Below are 25,316 nucleotides of genomic sequence, written 5' to 3' on the forward strand. Positions count from 1 at the left end.
CAAATGGTTAGACGCATGAGAGAGTTCACAGGGGTACAAAAAGTAGCCATTTTGTTGGTCGGCTTAGGGCCGGATGTCTCCATTGAAATATTCAAGCAGTTGACAGAACCGGAAATCGATCAATTGACTATGGAGATTTCCAACGTTCGCCAATTGAAAAAAAGCCAAACGGAAGACGTCATCAATGAATTCTATGAAATGATTTTAGCTCAGGACTATATGAATGAAGGCGGATTAAGCTATGCCCGCAACATTTTGGAACAGGCATTGGGGAAAGAAAAAGCGATAGATACCATCAACCGCCTCTCGAACAGGCTGCAAGTAAAGCCATTCAGTTTCGCCCGAAAAGCCGATCCCAACCAGATTTTAAATGTTTTGCAGCACGAGCAGGCTCAAACGATTGCGTTGGTGCTGTCGTATTTGGATCCCAAGCAATCTTCACAGATTTTGTCTCAGCTTCCTGCTGAAAAACAAGCGGAAGTGGCAAGAAGAGTTGCGTTGATGGAAAGCACATCACCTGATGTCATCCATCAAGTGGAACAGATTTTGGAACGTAAGCTGACTGCCACAGGAACACATGATTATACAGCTACCGGCGGAGTCGAAACCATCGTCCGTGTATTGAGCAATGTTGACCGAGGAACAGAAAAATCCATTTTGACGAACCTTGAAAATGGCAGTCCGGAATTGGTCGCTGAAATTAAGAAGCGGATGTTTGTCTTTGAAGATATTGTCAATCTTGAAATTCGTTCGGTGCAACGGATTGTCCGTGAAGTGAGCGATGCTGATTTGATGTTCGCACTGAAAGTAGCGAGTGAAGAAGTCAAAGACAGCATTTACAGCAATATGTCGACTCGCAGAGCGGAAGCCATCCGTGAGGAAATTGACGTGATGGGTCCTGTGAAGCTGAAAGATGTAGAAAACGCACAAACAAATATTGTTGGATTGATTCGAAGCCTTGAAGAAAAAGGAGAAATTAGCGTTTCCCGTGGAGAAGGGGATGAAATGATTGTCTAATATCATTCGCCTTTCTCAGACATCATCAAGTGAAAAGAAAATCATCCATACCCGAAAGATTGAAATGAAAAAAACGGTGTTCAATGATTCCGAAACGGATCCGAGGGAACAGCGGCAACAATTATTGCAGGAAATCATGGATTTGGAAACACGCCGTGAGCAATTGCGGATCCAGATTTCTGAAGAGCAGCAAAATGCTCAACAGGAAATCAGTGAATGGTGGCAAGTCAAACAGCAGGAAGCCCGACAACAAGCTGAAAAGCTGGCGAAGGAAGCTGAACAACAAGGTTTTCAAGCTGGATTTACGCAAGGTCTCCAACAAGCAGAGCAGGACAGTGTTGAAAAGCGCTCGGAGATGAACCGTTTACTGGAAATTGCTTATGAAGAAAAAGTGAACATCATTCAACAGGCAGAACCGTTTTTATTGTCGTTAAGTGTCAAGATTGCAGAAAAAGTGATTCACAACGAATTAAACCAAGATGAACAACAAGTGCTGCACATTATTCAACAGGCATTAAAGCAGGTGGAAGAATCGGAAGACGTGACAATGCAGGTTTCTCCTGAAGATTACCCGTTGATTATTCCCTTTTTGGAAGAGCTCAAGACCTATGTTAAAGCGGATTCGGAATTGAAGCTGATTCCGGTCGCCAGCCTGACGCCAGGGGGCTGCAGAATTCATACAGCAAGCGGTTCTTATGACGCGATGGTCGATAATCAGCTGGAAGAAATCAAGAACCAACTGCTTTCTTACTGTGAGGAGAAAACAAACGATGAATCTGTGGGCAGATGAATATTTAGAATTGATGAATGACATTGAACCGATCAAAAAGCATGGAAAAGTGATCCAGGTCATTGGTTTGACGATTGAATCAAGAGGGCCGAATGCAAAAATCGGTGAACTTTGTCTGCTATACCCGAACCGCAATGAACCGCCCATTGAGGCGGAAGTCGTCGGCTTTAAAGAAAACCGGATCATGTTGATGCCTTTGCAGGATCTTTCGCAGGTCGGTCCGGGATGCCTGGTGGTTGCGACAGGAGGACCGCTTCAAATCAAAGTGGGTCCGTCCATTCTAGGGAAAGTCCTCGATGGAACAGGTATGCCGTTAGATGAGAGTTTGTTGCCGCGTGGCCTGAAAAAGTATTCGACCAACAACGCTCCGCCGAATCCGTTGAAACGTCCGCGGATCGACAAATCGCTGGAAGTCGGCGTCCGTGCAATCGACGGCTTGCTGACAGTCGGACAAGGCCAGCGGGTTGGCGTGTTTGCGGGAAGCGGCGTCGGAAAAAGTACGTTGATGGGCATGATCGCCCGCAATACAGAAGCCGATATCAACGTCATTGCGTTAGTCGGAGAACGTGGCCGGGAAGTCCGTGATTTCATTGAACGGGATCTTGGGCCAGAAGGATTGAAGAAATCGGTGGTCGTCGCAGCGACTTCCGACCAGACCCCGATGCAGCGCATTAAAGCTGCATTGACTGCGACCGCGATTGCGGAATATTTCCGTGACCAAGGGAAAAACGTCATGCTGATGATGGATTCGGTTACCCGTTTCGCCATGGCCCAGCGTGAAGTCGGGTTGGCGGTGGGTGAACCGCCGACCAGTAAAGGCTATACGCCGAGCGTCTTCGCCTTGTTGCCTAAATTGCTGGAGCGCTCAGGCACTTCAAGCAAAGGGTCCATCACCGCTTTCTATACGGTTTTGGTGGATGGCGACGATATGAATGAACCGATTGCCGATGCGGTACGCGGAATTTTGGATGGCCATATTGTGTTGGACCGCAAAATTGCCCAAAAAGGCCAATTCCCAGCAATCAATGTCATGGCAAGCGTCAGCCGGGTCATGCATGAAGTCGTATCGGCGGAACATCAGCTGGCCGCGCGGGAATTCAAGCGCCTTTTGGCGGCTTATGAAACATCGGAAGACCTCATCAACATCGGTGCTTACAAGAGCGGTGCCAATAAAGAGATTGACGATGCCATCCGGTCGCATCCGCTGATTAAAGAGTATCTGCAGCAGGACATTTACGAAAAAGCCAAGCTGGAACAAAGTGTAGAACGGTTAACAGCACAATTTGGAGGCGTTTAAACTGACGGGATTCAACTTTCGATTTCAAAAAATATTGGATTTAAAAGAAAATGAAAAAGGCGTTGCGCAACTCCAAATGGCTGAAGCTATTAAACAGCATGAAGTGGGACATCAACGCACCAAAGCTATTGAAAATAAAATTAATGATATAGAACAATTGAAAAATGCCAAGCAACAAGGCGGCGTCAATATATCGGAATTGAGAATGCTGGAAGAATACATCCATCAGCTTCAAGACCAATCGCTTTCCTCTAAGAGAGAGCTTGAATATTTACAGAAAAACGTTTCGGCGTCTCAAGGTTTCTTGCAAAAGAAAGCGCAGGAAGAAAAAACCTGGGAAAACCTGAAACAGCAGAAACTGAATCATTTTCAGGAAGAAAGCAAAGCGGCTGAGCAAAGCTTTTTTGATGAAATGGCCAGTACGCGCTTTTATCGCTTATCCAAAGCGAATAGCTTAGCGGAAGGAAGTTAATCGGATGGAAGCCATAAAAATAGCGGTTCCCCAAACGGTTACTCTACCTGCAAAACCAATCGTTGCAACGGCTCAAGATCAAGCAATGTTTGCTTCTCTGCTGGAATCGTTAAGTGGAGAAGCGGAACTTCCGGCAGAAGAACAGGCACCTGAAAAAGAATTGTTGGAAAGTCTGGAAAGCCTGCTGGCATTGTTACAGGAACTGCCGACTGGCAAACAACTGCCCGAAGCGCAGGATTTTCAATACGCTGTCTATCAGTTGGCGAATCTTCAAATTGAAAATGGAGAGATTCGCATCCCTTCAACCAGCAAGTCGGGTGAAACTAGTGAACCTATAACTGATGGCACGGGAAAGCTGATTGGGTTGCTTGAAAAAATCCAGCAGAACCTGCAGATTCTCTCCGCCGAATTTACTACAGAATTCGCAGGCTCGGTTGTCTTTACGGGGGCAGATGGAAAAAAGAATGCGATAAATGCCAATACCTTAGAAAAAATTTCAACCCAACTCGATAATGTGATTTCGATTCTCGAAAAGCAACAGCAGCTAATGTCGGTTCAGCAATCTAAGATAGATGGACAAGAATTAGCAGTGTTGCCACCGATTGAAGGAATGAAACCTGTCAGAGAGGCTTTGAAGTATTCAAATGAAATCACCAAACCGGTAGAGGATGTGTCAACAAAGCCTGTTGACATCCAGCAGATTCCGCAGAAAAACGAAGCGAAGGAAGTACAGCCGGCCATCAAGCAACAACCCACTGACGAACTTCAAACGAAAGTGCCGGCCGAAAAAAAAGCGCCTCAAGAGCCGGCTGTTCAACCGACTGCGGCTGTTGAATCTGGAAAGACTGCAGGTGCTGTGGTCCGGACGGAAACCAATCCCCCGACTCCTTTTGTCCGGTTAGCCAACCTTTTGGAAGACTTGGGCGGCATGTTGAAAAGCTCCATGCGTTTGGTGGAAAGCCAGGAAGGCATGAAGATGCGCGTTAATATTTTCCCTGAGCATCTAGGCCATCTGGAAATCTTGCTGACGTCAACAAATGGCAAGCTGGCCGCACAAATACTGGCGAGCACTCCAATGGCGAAAGAAGCCATTGAACTTCAGCTGAATCAATTGCGGGCTTCGCTGGTTCAGCAAGGGGTGGCGGTGGAGAAAATTGAAGTGCTGCAGCAAAGTTCGCAGCAGCCATTCAACCAACAGCACTCCCAAAACAACCAACGGTTTACACAGCCTCAGCAAGGCCAAGGTTCTTCTGGAAACAGCAAAAATGGTTATTTGAAAGAAGACGACAATGTCGTTGCTGAACGCAGGCAATCGTTAGGTGAGGGTTTGATGAAAGTGGATTACACCGTATAGAAGAAAGGGTGTTTAGATGAACGTTACAAATGCAACGGCAGGAACGACTAACACTCCGGCTGCTGATACAGCAAGCAAAACAGACCCTAAAAATTCGTTGGGGCAAGATGCCTTTCTTAAAATCCTGGTGACGCAAATGCAGCATCAAGACCCAATGGAGCCATTGAAGGATACAGAATTTATTGGGCAAATGGCGCAGTTCACCAGTTTAGAGCAACTGACGAATTTAAATAAAACAATGACGCAATTTGTCAGCAACCAGGGAGCTTCTTCCCTGGCGGATTACGCACACTTAATTGGGACTTCAGTTAAATGGGAAACAGAAACGGATTCAGGCGAAGGAATCGTCAAAGCCTTGTCCAGCAAGAATGGCGAATTGATTGCTGAACTTGAAGGATCCGATATAAAAGTGCCGATCGAGTCCATTCAACGAATCGAGAAACAATCAGCAAGCACAAATGAACAAGAAACTGTGTAATCCATTTTGGATCAAATGCAGTTCTTGAAAGGGGAAAATTAAATGTTACGTTCAATGTACTCAGGTGTATCAGGTATGAAAAATTTCCAAACGAAACTGGATGTTATCGGGAACAATATTTCCAACGTCAATACAATCGGCTATAAGAAAAGTACGATTAACTTCCAGGACTTGATGAGCCAGAACATGTCCAATAGCGGAAGCAACCCGATGCAAGTTGGATTGGGATCATCAACTTCTTCCATCAATGTGGTTCACACACCGGGTTCTTCGATGTCTACAGGTGTGGGAACAGATTTGACGGTCAGTGGAGACGGATTTTTTGTGGTTGGTTCAAATGAAGATCCTCGTCTAACTCGTTCTGGAAGTTTTACTGTCGATGATGACGGAGTTTTAAAAACGACTCAAGGACTGAGTGTTTTAGACTCTGAAGGAAAAGAAATTAAGATTGATGAAGACTATCGAAGTTCTTTTATTATTAATAGTCGAGGGGAAATTAAAGTACCTGGTGAAGATACTGCGACTTTTCCTAAATTAGGTATTGTTACCGTCGACAATCCAAGCAGTCTTCGGAAATTGGGAGGTTCTATGTATGGAAAACCGACTGATGCGCCAATTCGAAATGCAGAAGATGCAAAAGTAGCCATCGGTTCCGGACAACTTGAAATGTCCAACGTTGACTTAACGGAAGAGTTTACCGAAATGATCATCGCACAGCGTGGATTCCAAGCAAACTCACGGACAATCACCACTTCAGATGAACTTCTGCAGGAAGTCGTCAACTTGAAACGTTAATAGAGGAGGCTTAGGCTGAGCAAAGATTTGCTTTGCTCAGCAATCGATATGATTCAATTAACCAGGTTAAACCGATCAGCGATCGTATTGAATGCAATCTATATTGAACGGCTGGAATCGACACCGGATACGGTGGTGACATTGACGACCGGCAAGAAAGTCCATGTGTTGGAAACCGTTGAGGAAGTTATGGATAAAGTGACGGTGTATTACCGGAAACTGAACATTTTGCCTCGTTTGCATGAGCCGAACCTGGACGAATGAGGGGGCAATCAATTTGACAGATGTTTTATCAGAAGAGAATATCGAAACCATTCTTTCGGCAATGGGGCAACAAGAACCGAAAGCTGTTGAGAAGGAAAGAAATGTCCAGGTTTACGATTTTAAAAAAGCGTTACGCTTTTCGCAGGATCAAATCCGGACTTTGTCCCGAATCCATGAAAATTTTGCACGTTTGTTGACTTCTTATTTTTCTGCCCAGCTGCGGACTTATGTTCAGATCCACGTAGATGCAGTTGAGCAGGTTTCTTATCACGAATATATCCGGAATGTCCGGAAAAAATCGATTTTAGGTGTGTTTGAAGCAATGCCGCTGCAGGGCAGCATGGTCATGGATTTTTCCCCGAATGTGGCATATGTCATGTTCGACCGGCTTCTGGGAGGCCAAGGCACTGTTCTGGAAAAGGACAATGAGTTGACTGAAATTGAAATCAGCGTTATTGAGCGGGTATTCTCGAAGTCATTGGAAAGTTTCCAGGAGGCTTGGTCTTCAGTGTTGAAGCTAACTCCGGAACTGAAAGAGATTGAAGTGAATCCTCAATTTTTAACAATGTCCCCACCAAACGAAACGGTCATTCTGGTCAAGCTTAGCGCGAGAATAGGGGAAGTCGAAGGCTTCGTCAATATCTGTTTGCCCCATGTGGTGCTAGAGCATATTCTGCCGAAGTTATCGGCGAAACACTGGCTGGCAAATCAGAAAAAAGCAGTTGAGTCACATGAGCTGGAAGCACTGGAAGAAAAGCTCCAAGGCACCAAAATGGAAATAAAAGCTGTTTTAGGAAAATCAACGATTGAACTTGGAGATTTTCTGAACTTGAAGAATGGCGATGTGATTCGTTTGAATGAATCCTACGATGCACCTGTCACACTTCTAGTAGACAACAAAACGAAGTTCCATGCACAGCCTGGAGTCTCGAAAGGCAGAATGGCAGTACAGATAACGGAAGTGACCGTTGCGGGAGACTTGTCTGATGAAGATTAATCAGCTATTTTCTGAAGAATTATCACGAATGCTAAAGCATAAAAAGACAGGGGGAAAAGGCGATGCCTGAAAGTTCATTGTCCAAAACTGAAACAGAAGCAGTCAGCGAATTGCTGAATGCATCATTGAGCGGATCGGCTGCCGTGTTGTCTTCTCTGCTTTCTGAACAGGTTTTTGTGACTGCGCCCGTTTTGAGCGTGACCCATAGAGATGAAGTGTTGGCATCAGCCGCTGCACCATTTTATGTGGTTTTGGGGGAATACAGTGGAGCAGCCAATGGAATGCAAATTCTGTCCTTATCGAAAAAAGATGTTGATGCTGCGGCTGGAATAGCTGGCTTAGTTGATGTGGAAGAAGAAAAGCAATTTCAGCGGGTACAGAAAATAATCGGAACGATGTTTGAATCGGTGGCAAAATCGATGTCGGCGCTGCTGGAAGTGGAAATTTCCCATTCTTTGTCCGGTATGGATACTGTAGAACAATTGGAAGATTTTCCGTTAGCTAATTTCACTAAAGAGCAATGGTTTGTGGAAGCTAAATTTGAACTCAATATTGGCGGCAAACAGAATGTTCGTTTCCATTTATGTATTTCAGTGGCGTTGGCAACACAACTGGCAGCGATACTGACCGAACCGTTTAATGATGAAGAAATAGAGGAGATACGCGAAATGCCAATGCAATCAGATAAGCAGCCGAACGAAACAATCCAAGAAACACCGACTGTGCAAAATGTCCAGTTTTCAAGTTTCGACAATACGGAAACAGCACAAACCGAACCAAATAACCTGAATATGCTGTTGGATATACCGCTTCAAGTGACGGTGGAACTGGGGCGCACAAAGCGCATGGTTAAAGACATACTGGAAATCTCCCAAGGGTCCATCATTGAACTGGATAAATTAGCTGGAGAACCGGTTGATATCCTCATCAATAACAAGTTGATCGCAGTGGGAGAAGTAGTGGTCATCGACGAGAATTTCGGTGTCCGTGTAACGGATGTGCTGAGCACAGCTGAACGCATCTCGAAATTGCGTTAATGCCTGAAAGAAGGAGTTTGTCCAGATTGAACAAATCATTGTTTTTAGTCATACCGCTAATTATGGCGATACTAATGCTGTCTGTACTGTCCGTGCCATTGTCTGCTCAAGCCAGCCCGAATGTGGTGGAATGGCTGAACAATGAAGAACCGGCAGAAGAAACACCGGTAGATGATGCGGCGCCAATAGAAGAAAAAAGCCTGGCCGGCATCATTGTCCAATTGGTGCTTTATACGCTATTGATCGTGGCGATGATTTACGGCTTGATCAAGTTTTTAGCAGCACGCCAGAAAAACTTTCAGCCGAATCAAGCGGTCAAACTCATGGGCGGTACGCCTCTTGGCAACAACAAATCGCTGCAGTTGGTGAAAGTCGGCGGACAGATGTATTTGATCGGTGTGGGCAATGAAGTAACGCTGATCAAGGAGTTCTCGGATGCAGCGGAAATCAGCGGCATTGAAAAGGATTTTGAGCAGCAATCGCCGCCGCTTTCCAAAAATCTGTTCGACTTTACAAAAAAGAAAATCGGCAGTTTTTCAAAAAACCCACAAAAAAGTGGTTTTGATCAACTGTTCAAGCAAAGCCTGAACAAGCAGAAGGCCCAGCAACAGGAACTTGAAGCAAGGCTTGGGCAAGAACAGAAAGATAAGGAAGGACGTCCGCTATGATTCCGGAAATTTTATCATCCATCAATATTCCGGGCATCGATTTTGGCGGAGAGTCACCTGAAGATGTCTCGACGACGCTCCAGTTGTTCTTCCTGCTGACTGTTTTGTCTCTGGCTCCAGGCATCCTCATTTTGATGACCAGTTTCACGCGGATCATCATCGTCCTGTCGTTTGTCCGCACGGGTCTTGGTACGCAGTCCATGCCGCCGAACCAGGTATTGGTCGGATTGGCCTTATTCCTGACGTTCTTCATCATGTCGCCGATTGCGGTGGAGATGAATGAAACAGCCTTGCAGCCTTATCTGGACGGAGAGTTGGGGCAGCAGGAAGCCCTCGACACAGCCATTGTTCCATTAAAGCAATTCATGGCACAGAACACTCGGGAAAAAGATTTAGCTTTGTTTTTCAAATACGCCGAGTTGGAAAAGCCTGACAGCATTGAAGAAATTCCGTTGACATCATTGATTCCGGCATTTGCCATCAGTGAGCTAAAAACGGCATTCCAAATAGGCTTTGTTATTTTCATTCCTTTTTTGATCATCGATATGGTCGTAGCCAGCACGTTAATGGCAATGGGGATGATGATGCTGCCTCCGGTCATGATTTCATTGCCGTTTAAAATTTTGCTGTTCGTCTTGGTGGATGGCTGGTACTTAATAATCGAATCGCTGCTTGTCAGCTTTTGACGAAGGGAAGAAAACGATGACTCCAGATATGGTGATCAAACTAGCCGAACAATCGATATTTACCATTATCCTTATATCTGCTCCGATGCTGTTGATTGCGTTGGCGGTCGGATTATTGGTTAGTGTTTTTCAGGCGATGACGCAAATTCAGGAACAGACATTGTCGTTCATCCCCAAAATATTGGCGGTCTTCATCTCGCTTGTAGTTTTTGGGCCTTGGATGCTGACGCTGTTATTGGATTACACGAGAGACCTGTTTCAGCAACTGCCAAGAATCATCGGGTAAAGGGATATGGAAATGATTTTTGACATACTGCCTTACTTTCTATTGATGCTTGTCCGCTTGACCAGCTTCTTTCTGATCGCTCCGCTGTTCTCGATGCGGGGTGTACCCACTCAGTTCAAAGTTGGCATCGCCGCTTTTCTGGCATATGTAGCTGTTTCGACTCTTCCGATGAACGAATCGATTTTACTGGACTCTTCTTATATTTTATTGATCCTCAAAGAACTCGGAACCGGTTTGGCACTCGGCTTCACAGCGGCGTTGGTGCTATATGTAGTGCAGATTGCTGGAGCGTTCATCGATTTCCAAATGGGTTTTTCCATGGCCAACGTATTGGATCCGCAAACAGGTGCCCAGGTGCCGATCATCGGCCATTTCAAGTACATGCTGGCGCTCTTATTCTTACTGACAGTCAACGGCCATCACTTGATGCTGGATGGCGTCATGCAGAGCCTCCGCGTGTTTCCGGTGGAGCGTTTGGCGATTTCAGTGAAGGCTGAAGACATCGCCCACTTTATGACCGGCTTGTTTACGGAAATGTTCCTGATTGCGTTGCAGATCGCTTTGCCGATTGTCGGCGCTTTGTTTTTAGTGGACATCGCCCTGGGCATTCTGGCCAAGACGGTGCCGCAGCTGAATATATTTGCGGTCGGTCTGCCGTTGAAGATTTTTGTCGGCTTTATCATGCTTTTTCTGACCATGCCCGTGTTCTTCTATATCCTGCAGATTCTCTTTGAGAAACTCCTGGTGAGCATGGCTCAGTTGATCAGTTTATTAGGAGGAACGTAAGTGGTGAAAAGGTATCCTTTGGACCTGCAATTTTTTGCCGGTGAGAAAACTGAAAAAGCGACACCGCAAAAACGCCAGGAATCCAAGCGGAAAGGCCAAGTCGCCAAAAGCCCGGAAGTCGCGGCTGCCATGATTATATTAGGGGGCATCATGCTGCTGAATTCGATGGGCGGCTGGATGTTGGACCGGATATTGGCTATTTACCGCATTCATTTCACTGAATATATTTCCTGGGAAATAACGCCGGCGACGATCCGTACATTATTTGAACAAATGGCGATGAATGCATTTTTATTAATGCTGCCCATCATGCTGGTTGGGGTAATCTTCGGTTTTTTGGGAAACTTTATCCAAGTAGGGGCCATCTTTACAACCGATCCCATCATGGCGAAGCTCGAACGTCTGGATCCGGTCAAAGGGGCAAAGCGGATTTTCTCGCTTCGTGCTCTGGTGGAATTAGGCAAATCTCTGCTGAAAATCGCCATTATCGGCGGTGCCGCTTTTGGTGTGCTGTGGACCAGTAAAGCAGAACTGTTTACACTGTCCCAAAAAAGCATCAGCTTTTCTTTATCCTTTATCGGCTCATTGGTCTTTAAAATGGGTCTGACTGCTGGCATCATCCTGCTGTGTTTATCGATCATGGATTATATGTACCAAAAATACGAATTTGAAAAAGGCATACGGATGTCGAAACAGGACATCAAAGATGAATACAAAAAAGCGGAAGGCGATCCGCTGATCAAAGGAAAAATAAAAGACAAGCAACGGCAAATGAGCATGAATCGCATGATTCAGGATTTGCCTGGCGCGGATGTATTGATCACCAATCCAACGCATTACGCAATCGCCATCAAATACGATGCCGAAACGATGGCGGCTCCGGTCATCATCGCAATGGGCAAAGATCATCTGGCGTTAAAGATTAAAGCAAAAGCAAAAGAATTTGGAATTGTGACGATGGAAAATAAACCTCTTGCGCGCGCACTGTATGCCCAGGCTGAAGTCGGAGATACCGTTCCGGAAGAGTTGTTCCTGGCTGTGGCAGAGGTTTTAGCATATATTTACCGATTAAAAGGAAAAATCCGATGAACAAGAAAGAGGAGGGATACGCGTGAAATTTAGAGATTATGCCATCATGGTAGCCGTCATCATGATTGTGGTGATGATGGTCATCCCTCTTCCGCCGCTCTTATTAGATGTCTTAATCATGATCAATATCAGTCTTGCCTTAACGATCTTGTTAGTGGCAATGAATACAAAAGAACCGCTGCAATTTTCTATTTTTCCTACTTTATTATTATTAACGACTTTATTTCGTTTAGGCTTGAACGTCTCGACGACGCGTTCGATCCTCACTAACCAAACCGGTGGACAAGTCATTGAAACATTCGGCTCATTTGTGGTCGGTGGCAGTGCAATCATCGGGATTCTGGTATTCCTGATCCTCGTCATCATCCAGTTCCTGGTCATCACAAAAGGATCAGAACGCGTAGCGGAAGTGGCTGCACGTTTCACACTCGATTCCATGCCCGGCAAACAGATGAGCATCGACGCTGATCTTGGCGCTGGCATGATTTCGGATCAAGAAGCCAAGAACCGCCGCGAGAAAGTCAGCTCAGAAGCGGATTTCTATGGTGCCATGGACGGTGCCAGCAAATTCGTCAAAGGAGATGCAATTGCCGGCATCATCATTACGCTCATTAACATTATCGGCGGTTTGCTGATTGGTGTGATGGTCCACAAGCTGCCATTCGGTGAAGCGGCCCAGTTGTTCACCCTGCTGTCGATCGGAGACGGTTTGGTTTCTCAAATTCCAGCCCTACTGATCTCTACTGCAATGGGTATTGTCGTAACTCGCGCAGTATCGGATGGCAATCTGGGTTCGGATATCACCAAGCAGCTTTTTGCTTATCCGAAAATGCTGTACATCGTAGCTGGAACCTTGGTCATGTTTGCAGTGTTTACACCGATCAGCCCGTTGTTGGTGGTGCCGATTGCAGGTGTCATCGCTTATGGCGCGTTCAGTATGCAAAAGACCTTGAAATCTGAAGAAAAACAGGACGTCGACTTAAGCAAAGATGAAAAAGAAATCGAAGGGATGAAAAGTCCGGAAAGCGTCATCGACTTATTGCATGTCGACGCCATCGAGTTTGAATTCGGCTATGGCCTGATCCCGATTGCCGATAAAAACCAAGGCGGTGATTTGCTGGACCGTGTCATCATGATTCGCCGGCAATGTGCAATGGAACTGGGCATTGTGGTTCCAGTTATTCGGATCCGTGATAATATTCAGCTTCAGCCCAATGAATATGTCATCAAGATCAAAGGGAACCGGGTAGCTTCGGGTGAAATCATGCTCGACCATTACTTGGCGATGAGTCCGGGCATTGACGACGAAGCGGTAGAAGGCATTGAAACAGTTGAACCCGCCTTCGGCATGCCGGCTCTATGGGTCAATGAAGACATGAAAGAAGAAGCCGAAATGGCAGGCTATGCCATCGTTGACCCGCCTTCTGTCGTTTCAACTCACCTGACGGAAGTCATCAAGCGCCATGCCCATGAACTGATCGGCAGGCAGGAAGTGAAATCATTGATTGAAAATGTGCGGGAAACTGCCCCGGCAGTAGTGGAAGAATTGGTGCCGCAGCTGATGACCATCGGCGAAGTGCAGAAAGTGCTGATGAAGTTATTGAAAGAAAAAGTATCGATCCGCAATTTATTGGTCATCTTGGAAACGCTGGCCGATTATGCTTCGCAGACAAAAGATACAGACCTATTGACGGAATACGTCCGCCAGTCCTTATCGCGCCAAATTACATTGCAATACGCGACTCAGAAAGAGCCGCTGCAAGTGATTACAGCTGGAGCAAGCCTTGAGAAGAAGTTCGCGGATTCGGTTCACCGGACGGAACAAGGCAATTACTTGTCCATCGATCCGGAGTCTTCCCAGACAATTTTCCAGAAGATTACGGAACAAGCCGCACAGCTTCAGCAAACCGGCGTCCAGCCGATTCTGCTGACGTCTCCGGCCATCCGGATTTACATGAGGCAGTTCGTGGAGCGTTTTGCCCCAGATCTGCCGGTACTGTCCTATAACGAACTGGAACCTGAAATTGAAATCCAAAGTGTTGGAGTGGTTAACATCTCATGATGCTGAAAACCTATATCGTCGGCACAATGACCGAAGCGATCCCCCTGATCAAGCAGGATTTGGGTGCTGATGCTTTGATCTTGAATACCAAAAAAATCAAAACCGGTGGATTTCTTGGGTTTTTCCAGAAAGACAAACTGGAAGTCACTGCTGCCGTTGACCCCGAAGTGAAGCAGGAGATGCAGGTCCAGCAAGTTGAATTTCCAAAAGCTGCGACCAGTGTAACACTGGAAATCGAATCCACTGCTGAACTGCTTCAGGGAATAAAAAGACTATTGGCGGCACAGGAAGTGGCAGTGGATGTCCAAGGGGAATTGCTTTCAAAACTGCTTTCAAGACTAAAGGAAAAAACTGACCATACGTTAGAGATTGTGCATCAGATGGCTCGCGAAGAATTGATGGAGATGGTTGAAAATAATCAAAGCCCAAGCATTGTTACAGAACCGGAAATCATTTGTTTTATGGGTCCGACGGGTGTCGGAAAAACAACGTCCATCGCTAAAATTGCTGCTGATTATATGCTGAACAAAGATAAAAAAGTGGGATTAGTTACTGCAGATAAGTATCGCATTGCCGCAGTAGAGCAATTGAAGACTTATGGCAGCATCTTGAACATTCCGGTCAGAGCGGTTGAAACGGCAGGAGAGGTGTTGGTTGCACTGGAGGATTTTCAGGACTGTGACATCATTTTAATGGATACGGCAGGACGCAATTATCAACAGTCCCAGTATATCGAAGAGTTGAAACGATTATTGCCGCTTGCCAGCAAGATTCAAATTCATTTGGTGTTGAGCTTGACCGCAAAGTACGAAGATATGAAAAAAATCATAGATAATTTTCAATCGCTTTCCGTGGATGAATTGTTGTTAACCAAAAAAGATGAAACCAGTTCTGTGGGAGCGATCCTCAACTTAATTCATCATTATGATATCCCCATTCGCCAGATCGCCAATGGGCAAAATGTTCCCAACGACATACTGAAAGTCACTCCAAGTGTAGTGGCGGATTTTATATTGGAGGAAGACAATCATGCTTGATCAGGCAAATGGTCTAAGAGAAAAGATGAAGAATCAGCAACCCGGAAATCCTGGCAGGAAAGCTGGTAAAAAGACCCGTGTCCTGGCAGTCGCCAGCGGCAAAGGAGGGGTGGGAAAGTCAAACTTCGCTTTGAACTTTGCATTAAGCTTGATCGAGCAAAACAAGAAAGTATTGATTTTTGATGTTGATCTTGGCTTTGCCAATATTGAGGTGCTTCTTGGCCTTATGCCGCGGGAAACCATCGCAACGATGATCGAAAAAGATCTGGCTGTACAGGACATAATCGAAGAAGGACCGAATGGCTTGTTGTTCATTTCAGGAGGCAACGGTTTTAATGAATTATTTCAGATGAATGATCTGAAATTGGAAAAAATCTTTAAGGAATTCGGCACTCTGCAAGGCAAGGTGGATTACATCATCCTGGATACTGGAGCTGGCTTATCTTATGAAAATCTCCGGTTTATCTTGGCTGCAGATGATGTCATTCTGGTGACGACTCCGGAGCCGACGTCGATTACGGATGCCTACTCAGTTGTAAAAATGGTCCAGGGCATAGATCCAAATATCCACTTGAAATTGGTGGTCAACCAATGCATCAGCGAAAAAGAGGGGCAACAAACGGCGGACAATTTCAAACAGGCTACTGAGCAATTTTTGGGTAAAGAAATTGGCTCATTGGGGTGCATCCCGAGCGACGCGCGCGTACCGGAAGCTGTGAAAAGGCAGCAGCCGCTTCTCCTGGCCTATCCGAACAGCGAATCGGCAACAGCCATACGCCAGATAGCAAGTGGATTTCTGCAGCTGCCGTTGCCGTATAAGCTCGGCCTTAAAGGCTTTATCATGAAAATCTTGTTTAAATAAGGGCGGTTTTTTCGCTTGGAAATGGTGGTGAAAATCATGCTGAACCAGAAACTATCAAAAGAAGAACTTAATTATTGGGGTGACTGGCAACAGCACCGGGATCCGCTGGCTGGCGAGTATCTGGTTGAACAGTATCTTCCATTAGTAGATTACGTCATTCAACGCTTTATGATCAGTTTGCCCAAAACTGTGGAAAAAGATGATGTCCGCAGCTATGCCTATGAAGGATTGCTTGATGCGTTGAGCAAATTCAACATCGAGCGGGATCTGAAGTTTGAAACCTATGCTTCCTGGCGCATTAAAGGGGCTATTATTGATGGGCTGCGGAACAGTGATTGGCTTCCGCGTTCTGTCCGGGATAAAGTGAAAAAAATTGAAAAGGCCTATCTATTGCTGGAACAGGAGAATAACGAATCGGTCTCTGATGACCAAGTCAGCGCCTACTTGGGCATCACCAAAGCGGAACTTAACAAGACGGTTTCTGAAGCCGCCTTATCGACAATGATTTCAATGGATGATGAACATTTCCAAGAGCAAGGGACAATGGGTAGCTACTATGCCGATTCCCCTGAACGTCACCTGTCAGAGCAAATGACTAAGGAATCATTAGTCCGTGCGATTGATAAATTGCCGGAAAAAGAAAAAATCACTGTTTCTCTATGTTATTTTGAAGAAATGAAATTAACCGAGATTGCGGAAATTCTCAATGTCAGCGTTTCAAGAGTCTCACAGCTTCACTCGAAAGCCATGCTGCGTTTGCATGCTTCGATTTTATCCGTACATGATAATTATTAAGGTGCAATCAAAACAGAAGGTGCGGGGATGACAATGGAATGGCTATCGGTCGCAATAATCTTCTTATTGCTGGCAATGAATATAAAATTGATGCTATCTGTTAAAAAGCAGCAGGCGGAACAAGCCCCAGCTGGAATCCATGAAGATATGGCGGAATTCATAGCCCAACTTGAAAAAGAAAATAAGGAACTTTACGATAAATTACTTTCCCATCTGAAAGGCAGCGAGTCGGATTTAGTGGAGCGAATTGAACGTTTGGAAGAAAAACTTGCCTCTGAGTTTGAAGAGGTGCCGGAAATCGATTCTATAGAAACTGAAAAGATCATGCAGCTTTCCAGACAAGGATTTTCTTTCGAACAAATTGCCAAAGTGCTCCAAACGGAGTATGGAAAAGTGGAACTCGTCGTTAATAGAAACAATCAGCATCATGAGAATACGAAAGAAGACGAGGTGCTGTAAATGCGCATTGACAGTCAAAGCAATATCCAAAACGAACGGCTTTCGGTACAGGGCACGGGAAATAAGAGCGGAGAGCTTTTTATGAATGCCATGAAAAAATCCCAATCAAAGCTTCACAATGATTCCCTGAACCAATTGATGGGGCGTGTGGATGCGCAAGGCCAGAAGCTTTCCAACCAGCGGACACTCGAAAACCTATTGAATTACAAGCAGGCAGTCAAGCAATTCGTCGGCGAATCCACACGGCATGGTTTACGTTTATCGGATGAACAAAGCCATGCGCCAGGCGGAGGCATGAAATCCCATCAGATCATCAAAGTGATTGATCAAAAACTGATTGAAATTCAAGACGAATTATTGAATAATGAAGAAGCTGGCATCGGTACTTTAGATCTAGTTGGGGAAATTAAAGGCTTGCTCGTTAATTTGTATATGTAACCAGGGGTGGAGAGGGCGAAATGGGAGAAAATCGTCGCGAGTTTTTTAGGGTAGTTTTTAATCAGGCCGTAACTGGTAAAGTATCGGTTTACGGAGGCAGATTCTTGCCGATTGAGATTTACAATGTCAGTGTAGGGGGACTGACATTTTCTTCAGCGCTTAATATTCCTTTGCAGGAAAGTGTAAATTGCAGCTTTCAAATACTGGACAGCGCTTTTCTGTTGCCAGGGGCGATTGTTCGAAAATCAACAAGAGTGGACACCATAGAATACGGAGTTGAGTTCTCAGTAAATCAGGGAACTTCTTCGGAATTATTCAAGCAACTGAATTACTACCAGATTCGTCAGCGCAAAGGTTTATTGGCAGAGTGATGCCACAAGCTGCGCTTACAAAGAACAAACCCTCGGGCTTGTTCTTTTTTTGATTACTGTAAATGTCTGTAGTTCGTCTGAGCTTAGAAGGACTTTCTAGAGGGAAAAGAGAAGTAATAGCCATACGAAAAAAGAGAAGGTGGAAAAAATGGAAGCACCAGCAGAAATTCTTTCCGTTTGGCGGCAATTCGATGATTTTCCAATGGAGACCTTGACCAAAGCTTGGTATTCTCAGCGTTCAGGCGAACAGAAACAGCGCAGCGTAGAGTTGATGAAGGAACAGCGGGAGCAGTATGGAATCACCGGCAATTGTTTTGATTTGGCCATTTGGCTGCTTGCAGCTTTTGATGAAGCGGGTGTGAAAGCTTATCCGGTAGGCAGTGAGCTTGGAACGGAACAGGCACATGGCGCTATTATGGCCGAAGACCGGGATGGGCGCAGATTCCTGTGTGATTTAGGGGATCAATGGATACAGCCAATCTTGATGGATGTCGATAGACCGGAGTTTACAGGTGAAAGGCTGGCAGGATTCTTTCCGGGAGCGGAAGTGCAAGTACAGAAAACCGAAGAAGGAATAAAAGTCATTTATTATCGGCCGAACGGCAAACAGTCTCAGCAGATCTATACGATAGAGCCGGTGGATCGCGCAGACTTTATGGAAGCGGCTGAGTATTCCCAGCGCCATATCCATCCAGAGCCGCTCGTTGAAGTCCGGTTGCCGGGAGAAGGCGAAACCGTTCATTGGGAGTTCGACAACTGGACAAGCTTTTTAAGCACCAGTACGGGTCTTTATCCGGACGAACCGATTGAAAGGCTGGAAGATTGGGTAGAAAGAATACATGACAAAACGCATTACGATAAAGAGTTTCTGGCAGAAGCCTTAGGATTTTACCGCCGGCTGAATTTGGGTGGGCATGAATAGATAGAGTGTATGGGGAGAAAAGGGCAGGTGATGAATGGCATGGAACTTAAAACACAATTACAATTTGAACTTACCGAATTCATAGACGGTGATGGAGTCGAAAGAATACCTGCTATCGGAAATTATGATTATTGGCTTTTGCTGATGGAATATTTTCTGGCTAAATCCGATACATTTGAAATTCATTGCTTTAATGAAGAAGCAGGAGTGATTGAAGAGCTTACAACCAGTTTGCCTGGATTGTTCGATATTGATGACAAGCAGGGTATGACCATTTTCTCGGGGTTGTTGACATTGGAAATTGCTGAATACCTGATGAGCTGCCATGTCAGTGAAAAGAAAAAGCTCAAGTGGTTCTCCATTTTCTTGAGCAGAGGAGAACAGCATATTTTCTCTTCCGAACATTGGGGCACTGAATTTTTCGTTCCGGATATCACCGAAAAAGACCTGCTGTTCATCAAGCATGTAGCGCCGGATGATACACATTTTAATGAATACTCATGAATGCATTTGAAGAGCTTAAGACCAGAGAAGAATTTTATGATCGGAAGAAGGACCGGCCAGGTATACGGCCGGTTTTTTTGCTATGCTAAAAAGAAAAAAGGGGCAGGGCGATGGAAACGGAGAAATTGCGTGTGTACGATGAACATGGAAATCCGCAAGGGATAGAAACTCGGCAAGCTGTCCATGAACAAGGGCTTTGGCATGAAACGTTTCATTGTTGGATGGTGGGGCGTAGGAACAACAGAGATACGGTTTATCTCCAGTTGCGCAGTGAAGCCAAGAAAGATTTCCCCGGTTTGTTCGACATCACTGCGGCCGGCCATTTGCTGGCGGATGAAACTGTAGAAGACGGCGTGCGGGAAGTTAAAGAGGAACTTGGCTTGGAAGTGGATTTTGATAAGCTCATTCTTCTCGGTATGGTCAAAGATCAAATGGAGATTCCGGGTTTTATTGACAACGAACGCTGCCATTGCTTCTTATATCCTATGCCGAATAACAATGACCTTAGGTTTGAGTTGCAGCTGGAGGAAGTGTCCGGCATGGGGGAAGTTGATTTTGAGGCATTGGCGGATTTGTTTGCGGGTAAGGAAGAAGAAGTGGAGATTGATGGGTTTATCGCAACGCTTGATGGCCATAGTCCTTTCAAAAAAAGGATTGGCCTGAAGGAGATAGTGCCGCATAGCTCCTCTTACTTGGAAAAAATCATCTATCTTATCAGACAGGAGTTGAACAAATGAAATCATCCATTCAAGCCTTGATATTCGATGTTTATGGCACATTGTTCGATGTCTACTCGGTCAAAGAGAAGTGCAGGGATCTATACGGTGACAAAGGAGAGGAAATCAGCATCGTCTGGCGCCAGAAGCAGCTCCAGTACTCATTCTTGCGGCAATTGATGGGGCAATATGAACCCTTTTCCAAAATCACGAGAGATGCCCTGGATTATACGTTGACGAAATTGGAACTTCCATATGATGAGGAAAAAGTGGAGACCTTGCTTGAGGCTTACAGAAATCTCGAAGCACATCCCGAATCCGCAGAAATTTTAGAGCAGATGCGCGACAAGAAAATTGCCGTTTTTTCAAATGGCTCACGGGATATGCTGGAGCCGCTTATCAAAAACTCGGTTCTTTCTGAACTGATCGATGAGATCATCAGCGTCGACGACATCAAGCAATATAAACCGACGCCGGCGTCGTACAGCTATGCCTTGAAGGTCCTTGGAGTGGAACGCCACGAAGTCCTGTTCATGTCTTCGAACGAATGGGATATTGCAGGAGCAAAGAGCTTTGGCTTTCAGACCGCCTGGATCAACCGGGACGGGATGCCGTTGGATAAACTGGGTATGGAGCCCGACAGCATCTATCGGGACCTTACCGGTATTTTGGAATGGCAATGAACAGCATTTTCATCAAACAAAACGGCAGTGCCTTTTACAGGCCTGCCGTTTTTTTATTGGTTAATCCAAATAATACAAAGCAACAGAAATCACCAGGCTGCTGATGGAAAAAAGAAGGCCGATCTGAAGAAACGAATTTCGGTTTGGGAATTCTTTGCGGTAATCCACTCGATCAACCGAACGTTTTTCGCTTTCCCGAATGAGCTGATCCTTTTTATTTACTTTTGCAAAAAAGTTTCGGGTGCTTTTTAAAAATGCCGTAAAAAATTGGCCTTCGATCAATACCATGATGAAATAGACCATCAGCAGCAAGAGGCCCACTAAAAACAAAGCATCAAACCATCTAGCGATTGACCATTCCGTATATAGGAAGAAAGGCAACGTTAACGAACTGCCCAGTGAAATCAGAAACAAAACTCTTTTAAAATTCATACAAGTCGACCCTTTCCTTACATAAATAGAGATTACCATGTAATTTATAAATTTGAAAATTAAAACATCTTGTTGCCTATTTCCGCAATAACAATTATGATTATAAAGAATTACCAAAATAAAGAATTATCAAAAAAATGGGGGTAGGGAAAATGGAGAGAAAGAGAAAAACGCAGATTTTCATGATTTTGATCGCATTCGTTTTAATCTTATCGGGGTGTAATTTCAATTCTTCGGAGAGTTCAAACGAAGAAAGCGCAGCGGAAGGGGAAGCTGGACAAGTATTGAACATTTCGACCACAGCAGATATCCCTACTTTGGATTCTACCAAAGCACATGACGGCATCGCGTTCACTGTGTTGAATAACGTCAATGAAGGGCTTTACCGCCAGGATGAAAACCATGAACCGATTGAAGCTTTAGTAACGGACCATACAGAAAATGAAGACAAGAGCGTTCACACGTTCACATTGCGCGACTCGAACTGGAGCAATGGGGAACCGGTTACTGCGCAGGATTTCGAATATGCTTGGAAACGTGTTATGAAAGACGCAAGCCCTTATAACTTCATGTTCGTAACAGCAGGGATCAAAAACGCTGAAGCGATCATGAACGAAGAAATGGACGCAGAAGAATTGGGCGTTAAAGCAATCGACGAGAAAACACTGGAAGTTACGTTGGAAGCAGCGAACCCATTGTTCCAGTCATTGATGACGTTCCCGACTTTCTTGCCACAGAACCAGAAATTTGTAGAAGAGCAGGGTGACCAATACGCACTGGAAGCGGAAAATATCCTGTTCAACGGACCATTCACATTGGTGGATTGGACACATGAGCAAGGATGGAAATACGAAAAGAACGAAGATTACTGGGATGCAGACACAGTTAAACTTGATGCTGTGAATGCTTACGTTGTGAAAGATCCGGCAGCAGGCGTCAATTTATACGAAACAAATAAAGTGGACCGCATCGTATTGAGCTCAGAAGCTGTCGACCAGAACAAGGACGACGAAAACTTCGATACGATTTTAGAGCCGGAAGTCATCTTCCTTCGTTTCAACCATAACCATCCGGTACTGGGCAATAAAAACATTCGCCAAGCAGTTAATATGGCAATCGACAAAGCAAGCTTAACGGATGTTATTTTGAAAAATGGATCGACTGCCTTGAACGGCATCGTGCCGAAAGGATTCTTCAAATCGCCAACAGGTGAAGATTTCCGTGACTTGAACGGAGACTTCAATACAGGCACGGTTGAAGAAGCCCAGAAGCTTTGGGAAACAGGGCTGAAAGAGACAGGGGCAACAGATGTAACAGTCTCCATCAACATTGCCGATTCTGAAGACCATAAAAAAGTAGCTGAGTACATTCAAGCACAATTGGAAGACAATCTTCCAGGATTCAAATTGGACATCAAAGCGGTTCCTTTCGCACAACGTCTGGAAATCGAAAAAGCGGTCGAGTATGATTTGTCTCTATCTTCATGGGGACCGGATTACAGCGACCCGATGACTTACTTGGATATGTGGTTGGAAGGTGGATCAGCTAACCGCATGGATTACAAAAATGCCGAATTGGAAGAATTGGTGGCTTCAGCAAGAACGGAAACGGATCTAGAAAAACGTTACCAGATGCTGTTGGATATCGAGAAAATCCTATTGGAAGAAGATGCAGCAATCGTGCCGCTTTACCAGGAAGGTGCTGCTGTCTTAATGAGAAGCAAAATCAAAAATCTTTTGGTGCATCCGACAGGGGCTTCATTCTCCTACAAATGGGTGACGATCGAAGAATAAAACAGGTTTACAGCTTATAGATACGAGGGTGTAGCCGATTTATGGGCGCCCTCGTATTTTTTCATCCGTTTACGATTTTCTCATTGTCTAGCTTCAGCTGCCAGCCCCTCGAGTCGCTTCAGCCTTACAGACAATGGCAAAGACCGCCATTGCCACTAAGGCTTCCAGCGCTTGTCGGGGCTAACCGGCAGCTTACGCTTTTCATTTCACCCTATAGAATTGAGGTGTTCACATGAAACGTTATTTACTGCAGCGGATCGGCTTTATGCTCATCACGCTTTTCATCATTGTGACAGCTACCTTTTTCCTGATGCAGTTGTTGCCGGGTACACCGTTCACCAACCCGGAGAAATTGACCGATAGCCAATTGGCGATATTGAATGCTAAATATGGACTGGATCAGCCAGTCGCTATCCAATACATTCAGTATATCGGCAACCTGGTACAGGGCGATCTAGGTTATTCATTCCAACATGAAGGCCGGACGGTCACCAGCATGATCAGTGACCGCATCGGGCCATCAGCTTTTATCGGCTTGCAGGCATTGGTGATTGGTGCAATTATCGGACTTGTTCTAGGCATTGTTTCGGCTTTGAAGCACAACTCCCTTTTGGATTACGGGTCGGTGACATTAGCCGTTTTGGGAATGTCGATTCCGTCTTTCGTTTTTGCGGCGTTGCTGCAGTATTACGTAGGCGTTAAATTGGAATGGCTGCCCGTCGCGTTATGGGAAGGGTATTCCAGTACGCTGCTGCCGTCCATCGCTTTGTCGGTGACGGTGACGGCCACGGTCGCGCGGTTTATCCGCAGTGAAATGCTCGAAGTGATCGGCCAGGATTACATCATTACGGCCAGAGCCAAGGGCTTGAAAGAAAACCAGGTCATCGTCAAGCACGTCATCCGCAATGCGCTGATTCCGGTTGTCACTATGCTTGGGCCGCTTGCTGTCTCGATCATGACGGGAACCTTGGTCATCGAAAAGATTTTCGCAGTGCCGGGGCTTGGCGAGCAGTTCACTTTATCGATCCTGGTATTGGATTACAGCGTCATCATGGGCATTACCATTTTTTACAGCGCTTTGTTCATTTTCGTTGTCTTTGTCGTGGATATCATTTACAGCTTCCTGGATCCACGCATCAACTATAAGGGGGAATCAGCATGACGAAAAACATACCACACTTTCCCCCGCATCAAGATTTGCAGGCGCAAAACCAATATGCTTACGACGAAATCCCATCGGATCTGTTTGTGAAAGCGCCGCTGGACCAACGGAAAAGCGAAGAAATTGGGACACCGTCCGTATCTTTCTGGAAAGAAGCGTTTCAGCGGCTCATCAAAAACAAAGGCGCCATGATTTCACTTGTCATGCTTGTTCTGTTGATTGCTTTGGCGTTGATCGGTCCGAGTCTAAATGAATTCTCTTACCGGGAACAAAATTTGGCGCATTCCAATATGCCGCCGAAAGTCGAAGGCTTGGAGTGGCTCGGGTTCAATGGACAGAACTCGGCAGGCGTGGATCAATATGCTGAGCGAGACGTTCAGATCAATTACTGGTTCGGTACCGATGAATTCGGCCGCGATCTGTGGACACGTGTTTGGAAAGGGACGCAGATTTCCTTGTTCATCGCTTTAGTGGCAGCCTTTCTCGATTTGGTGATTGGTGTCATCTACGGCGGAATCTCCTCGTTTTATGGAGGGCGCATCGACAACGTCATGCAGCGGATCATCGAAATTCTTATGGGAATTCCGAACTTGATTGTCATCATTTTGTTTATCCTGGTGCTGGAGCCGGGGATCACGTCGATTATTCTGGCGATGGTCATCACCGGCTGGGTCGGCATGGCGCGTGTGGTGCGCGGCCAGGTGCTGCAGCTGAAGGGCCAGGAATTTGTTTTAGCTTCCCGTACCCTTGGCGCATCAAATCCACGGCTGATTTCGAAGCACCTTTTGCCGAATGTCATGGGGCCGATCATCGTCACAGTCATGTTCACGATTCCGACCGCTATTTTCTTCGAAGCGTTCTTGAGCTTTATCGGCCTTGGATTGCAGGCGCCTCTTGCGTCGCTTGGTGTTTTGATTGAAGACGGCTATAAATCAATGCGGTATTTTCCGTATAAATTGATTTTCCCGGCCTTGGTCATCAGCATCATCATGATTTCGTTCAATTTGCTTGGCGACGGTTTACGTGATGCATTAGATCCGAAAATGAGAAAATAGGGGAGGGTT

At 45.5% G+C, this 25,316-nt stretch carries 29 protein-coding genes and 1 pseudogene; 29 read left to right on the top strand and 1 reads right to left on the bottom strand.

Features of this window, described 5'->3' with window-relative positions; translation table 11 throughout:
- Positions 1 to 3: 3 nt before the first annotated feature.
- The 26 genes and pseudogenes from fliG to H9630_RS08895 all read left to right on the top strand — a co-directional run bounded on the left by fliG (position 4) and on the right by H9630_RS08895 (position 20,865).
- Positions 4 to 1,017 (top strand): flagellar motor switch protein FliG, encoded by a 1,014-nt coding sequence (fliG, locus tag H9630_RS08770; RefSeq protein WP_191715142.1) that lies wholly within the window; start codon positions 4 to 6, stop codon positions 1,015 to 1,017.
- Complete coding sequence (locus H9630_RS08775) at positions 1,010 to 1,807, top strand: FliH/SctL family protein (protein WP_191715143.1); 798 nt, start codon at positions 1,010 to 1,012, stop codon at positions 1,805 to 1,807. Before fliG ends, H9630_RS08775 begins: the two co-directional genes overlap by 8 nt.
- On the top strand, positions 1,788 to 3,104 hold the full coding sequence (gene fliI, locus H9630_RS08780) for a flagellar protein export ATPase FliI (protein WP_191715144.1): 1,317 nt from the start codon (positions 1,788 to 1,790) through the stop codon (positions 3,102 to 3,104). The genes H9630_RS08775 and fliI overlap by 20 nt, the downstream gene beginning before the upstream one ends.
- Positions 3,091 to 3,576: a flagellar export protein FliJ gene (fliJ, locus tag H9630_RS08785; protein WP_191715145.1), complete on the top strand. Its 486-nt coding sequence runs from the start codon at positions 3,091 to 3,093 to the stop codon at positions 3,574 to 3,576. The genes fliI and fliJ overlap by 14 nt, the downstream gene beginning before the upstream one ends.
- 4 nt (positions 3,577 to 3,580) lie before the next feature.
- Positions 3,581 to 4,930 (top strand): flagellar hook-length control protein FliK, encoded by a 1,350-nt coding sequence (locus H9630_RS08790; RefSeq protein WP_191715146.1) that lies wholly within the window; start codon positions 3,581 to 3,583, stop codon positions 4,928 to 4,930.
- A gap of 16 nt (positions 4,931 to 4,946) precedes the next feature.
- Positions 4,947 to 5,408 (top strand): flagellar hook assembly protein FlgD, encoded by a 462-nt coding sequence (gene flgD / locus H9630_RS08795; RefSeq protein WP_191715147.1) that lies wholly within the window; start codon positions 4,947 to 4,949, stop codon positions 5,406 to 5,408.
- A 42-nt stretch (positions 5,409 to 5,450) separates the two neighbouring features.
- A complete protein-coding gene (locus H9630_RS08800; protein ID WP_191715148.1) occupies positions 5,451 to 6,203 on the top strand; it encodes a flagellar hook-basal body complex protein in 753 nt (250 codons plus the stop codon).
- A gap of 27 nt (positions 6,204 to 6,230) precedes the next feature.
- Entirely contained in the window at positions 6,231 to 6,467 is a 237-nt protein-coding gene (locus H9630_RS08805) for a flagellar FlbD family protein (RefSeq protein ID WP_301610584.1), read from the top strand.
- A 13-nt stretch (positions 6,468 to 6,480) separates the two neighbouring features.
- Positions 6,481 to 7,464, top strand: a complete 984-nt coding sequence (gene fliM, locus H9630_RS08810) for a flagellar motor switch protein FliM (protein WP_191715149.1) — start codon at positions 6,481 to 6,483, stop codon at positions 7,462 to 7,464.
- Positions 7,454 to 8,501: pseudogene (gene fliN / locus H9630_RS08815) on the top strand (flagellar motor switch protein FliN). The gene fliM and the pseudogene fliN overlap by 11 nt, the downstream one beginning before the upstream one ends.
- A gap of 26 nt (positions 8,502 to 8,527) precedes the next feature.
- Positions 8,528 to 9,169, top strand: coding sequence for a flagellar biosynthetic protein FliO (locus tag H9630_RS08820; protein WP_225218470.1), 642 nt, complete (start codon positions 8,528 to 8,530; stop codon positions 9,167 to 9,169).
- Positions 9,166 to 9,855 carry a flagellar type III secretion system pore protein FliP gene (fliP, locus tag H9630_RS08825; RefSeq protein ID WP_191715151.1) on the top strand — a complete coding sequence of 230 codons (690 nt, stop codon included), beginning with the start codon at positions 9,166 to 9,168 and terminating at the stop codon, positions 9,853 to 9,855. Before H9630_RS08820 ends, fliP begins: the two co-directional genes overlap by 4 nt.
- A 16-nt stretch (positions 9,856 to 9,871) precedes the next feature.
- On the top strand, positions 9,872 to 10,141 hold the full coding sequence (gene fliQ, locus H9630_RS08830) for a flagellar biosynthesis protein FliQ (protein WP_191715152.1): 270 nt from the start codon (positions 9,872 to 9,874) through the stop codon (positions 10,139 to 10,141).
- Between the two features lie 6 nt (positions 10,142 to 10,147).
- The gene (gene fliR / locus H9630_RS08835; RefSeq protein WP_191715153.1) at positions 10,148 to 10,927 is read left to right on the top strand and encodes a flagellar biosynthetic protein FliR; all 780 of its coding nucleotides are present in this window, start codon (positions 10,148 to 10,150) and stop codon (positions 10,925 to 10,927) included.
- Positions 10,928 to 12,016 (top strand): flagellar biosynthesis protein FlhB, encoded by a 1,089-nt coding sequence (flhB, locus tag H9630_RS08840; RefSeq protein ID WP_191715154.1) that lies wholly within the window; start codon positions 10,928 to 10,930, stop codon positions 12,014 to 12,016.
- 22 nt (positions 12,017 to 12,038) lie between these two features.
- Positions 12,039 to 14,078 (top strand): flagellar biosynthesis protein FlhA, encoded by a 2,040-nt coding sequence (gene flhA, locus H9630_RS08845; protein ID WP_191715155.1) that lies wholly within the window; start codon positions 12,039 to 12,041, stop codon positions 14,076 to 14,078.
- Positions 14,075 to 15,115 carry a flagellar biosynthesis protein FlhF gene (locus H9630_RS08850; RefSeq protein ID WP_191715156.1) on the top strand — a complete coding sequence of 347 codons (1,041 nt, stop codon included), beginning with the start codon at positions 14,075 to 14,077 and terminating at the stop codon, positions 15,113 to 15,115. Before flhA ends, H9630_RS08850 begins: the two co-directional genes overlap by 4 nt.
- On the top strand, positions 15,108 to 15,977 hold the full coding sequence (locus tag H9630_RS08855) for a MinD/ParA family protein (protein WP_191715157.1): 870 nt from the start codon (positions 15,108 to 15,110) through the stop codon (positions 15,975 to 15,977). The genes H9630_RS08850 and H9630_RS08855 overlap by 8 nt, the downstream gene beginning before the upstream one ends.
- Before the next feature lie 36 nt (positions 15,978 to 16,013).
- The gene (locus H9630_RS08860; RefSeq protein ID WP_191715158.1) at positions 16,014 to 16,772 is read left to right on the top strand and encodes a FliA/WhiG family RNA polymerase sigma factor; all 759 of its coding nucleotides are present in this window, start codon (positions 16,014 to 16,016) and stop codon (positions 16,770 to 16,772) included.
- Between the two features lie 27 nt (positions 16,773 to 16,799).
- Entirely contained in the window at positions 16,800 to 17,231 is a 432-nt protein-coding gene (locus tag H9630_RS08865) for a DUF6115 domain-containing protein (RefSeq protein ID WP_225218471.1), read from the top strand.
- On the top strand, positions 17,232 to 17,669 hold the full coding sequence (locus H9630_RS08870) for a YaaR family protein (protein WP_191715159.1): 438 nt from the start codon (positions 17,232 to 17,234) through the stop codon (positions 17,667 to 17,669).
- 20 nt (positions 17,670 to 17,689) lie between these two features.
- Positions 17,690 to 18,040, top strand: coding sequence for a PilZ domain-containing protein (locus H9630_RS08875; protein ID WP_191715160.1), 351 nt, complete (start codon positions 17,690 to 17,692; stop codon positions 18,038 to 18,040).
- 148 nt (positions 18,041 to 18,188) lie between these two features.
- Entirely contained in the window at positions 18,189 to 18,962 is a 774-nt protein-coding gene (locus H9630_RS08880) for a hypothetical protein (RefSeq protein WP_191715161.1), read from the top strand.
- Between the two features lie 39 nt (positions 18,963 to 19,001).
- Complete coding sequence (locus H9630_RS08885) at positions 19,002 to 19,466, top strand: hypothetical protein (RefSeq protein WP_191715162.1); 465 nt, start codon at positions 19,002 to 19,004, stop codon at positions 19,464 to 19,466.
- Positions 19,467 to 19,576: 110 nt separating this feature from the next.
- Positions 19,577 to 20,203 (top strand): NUDIX hydrolase, encoded by a 627-nt coding sequence (locus H9630_RS08890; protein WP_191715163.1) that lies wholly within the window; start codon positions 19,577 to 19,579, stop codon positions 20,201 to 20,203.
- Positions 20,200 to 20,865, top strand: coding sequence for a haloacid dehalogenase type II (locus H9630_RS08895; protein ID WP_191715164.1), 666 nt, complete (start codon positions 20,200 to 20,202; stop codon positions 20,863 to 20,865). The genes H9630_RS08890 and H9630_RS08895 overlap by 4 nt, the downstream gene beginning before the upstream one ends.
- A 60-nt stretch (positions 20,866 to 20,925) precedes the next feature.
- On the opposite strand, the gene H9630_RS08900 is transcribed toward H9630_RS08895, so the two are convergent.
- The gene (locus H9630_RS08900) at positions 20,926 to 21,297 is read right to left on the bottom strand and encodes a DUF3899 domain-containing protein (RefSeq protein ID WP_191715165.1); all 372 of its coding nucleotides are present in this window, start codon (positions 21,295 to 21,297) and stop codon (positions 20,926 to 20,928) included.
- A 152-nt stretch (positions 21,298 to 21,449) separates the two neighbouring features.
- Here H9630_RS08900 and H9630_RS08905 point away from each other — a divergent pair, with 152 nt between their 5' ends.
- The 3 genes from H9630_RS08905 to opp3C all read left to right on the top strand — a co-directional run bounded on the left by H9630_RS08905 (position 21,450) and on the right by opp3C (position 25,307).
- On the top strand, positions 21,450 to 23,090 hold the full coding sequence (locus H9630_RS08905) for a peptide ABC transporter substrate-binding protein (RefSeq protein ID WP_191715166.1): 1,641 nt from the start codon (positions 21,450 to 21,452) through the stop codon (positions 23,088 to 23,090).
- A 232-nt stretch (positions 23,091 to 23,322) separates the two neighbouring features.
- The gene (locus tag H9630_RS08910; protein ID WP_191715167.1) at positions 23,323 to 24,252 is read left to right on the top strand and encodes an ABC transporter permease; all 930 of its coding nucleotides are present in this window, start codon (positions 23,323 to 23,325) and stop codon (positions 24,250 to 24,252) included.
- Complete coding sequence (gene opp3C / locus H9630_RS08915; protein WP_225218472.1) at positions 24,249 to 25,307, top strand: oligopeptide ABC transporter permease; 1,059 nt, start codon at positions 24,249 to 24,251, stop codon at positions 25,305 to 25,307. Before H9630_RS08910 ends, opp3C begins: the two co-directional genes overlap by 4 nt.
- Positions 25,308 to 25,316 lie beyond the last annotated feature (9 nt).

Origin of the sequence: Planococcus wigleyi, from assembly GCF_014836985.1 — a bacterium.
Taxonomy (GTDB): domain Bacteria; phylum Bacillota; class Bacilli; order Bacillales_A; family Planococcaceae; genus Planococcus; species Planococcus notacanthi.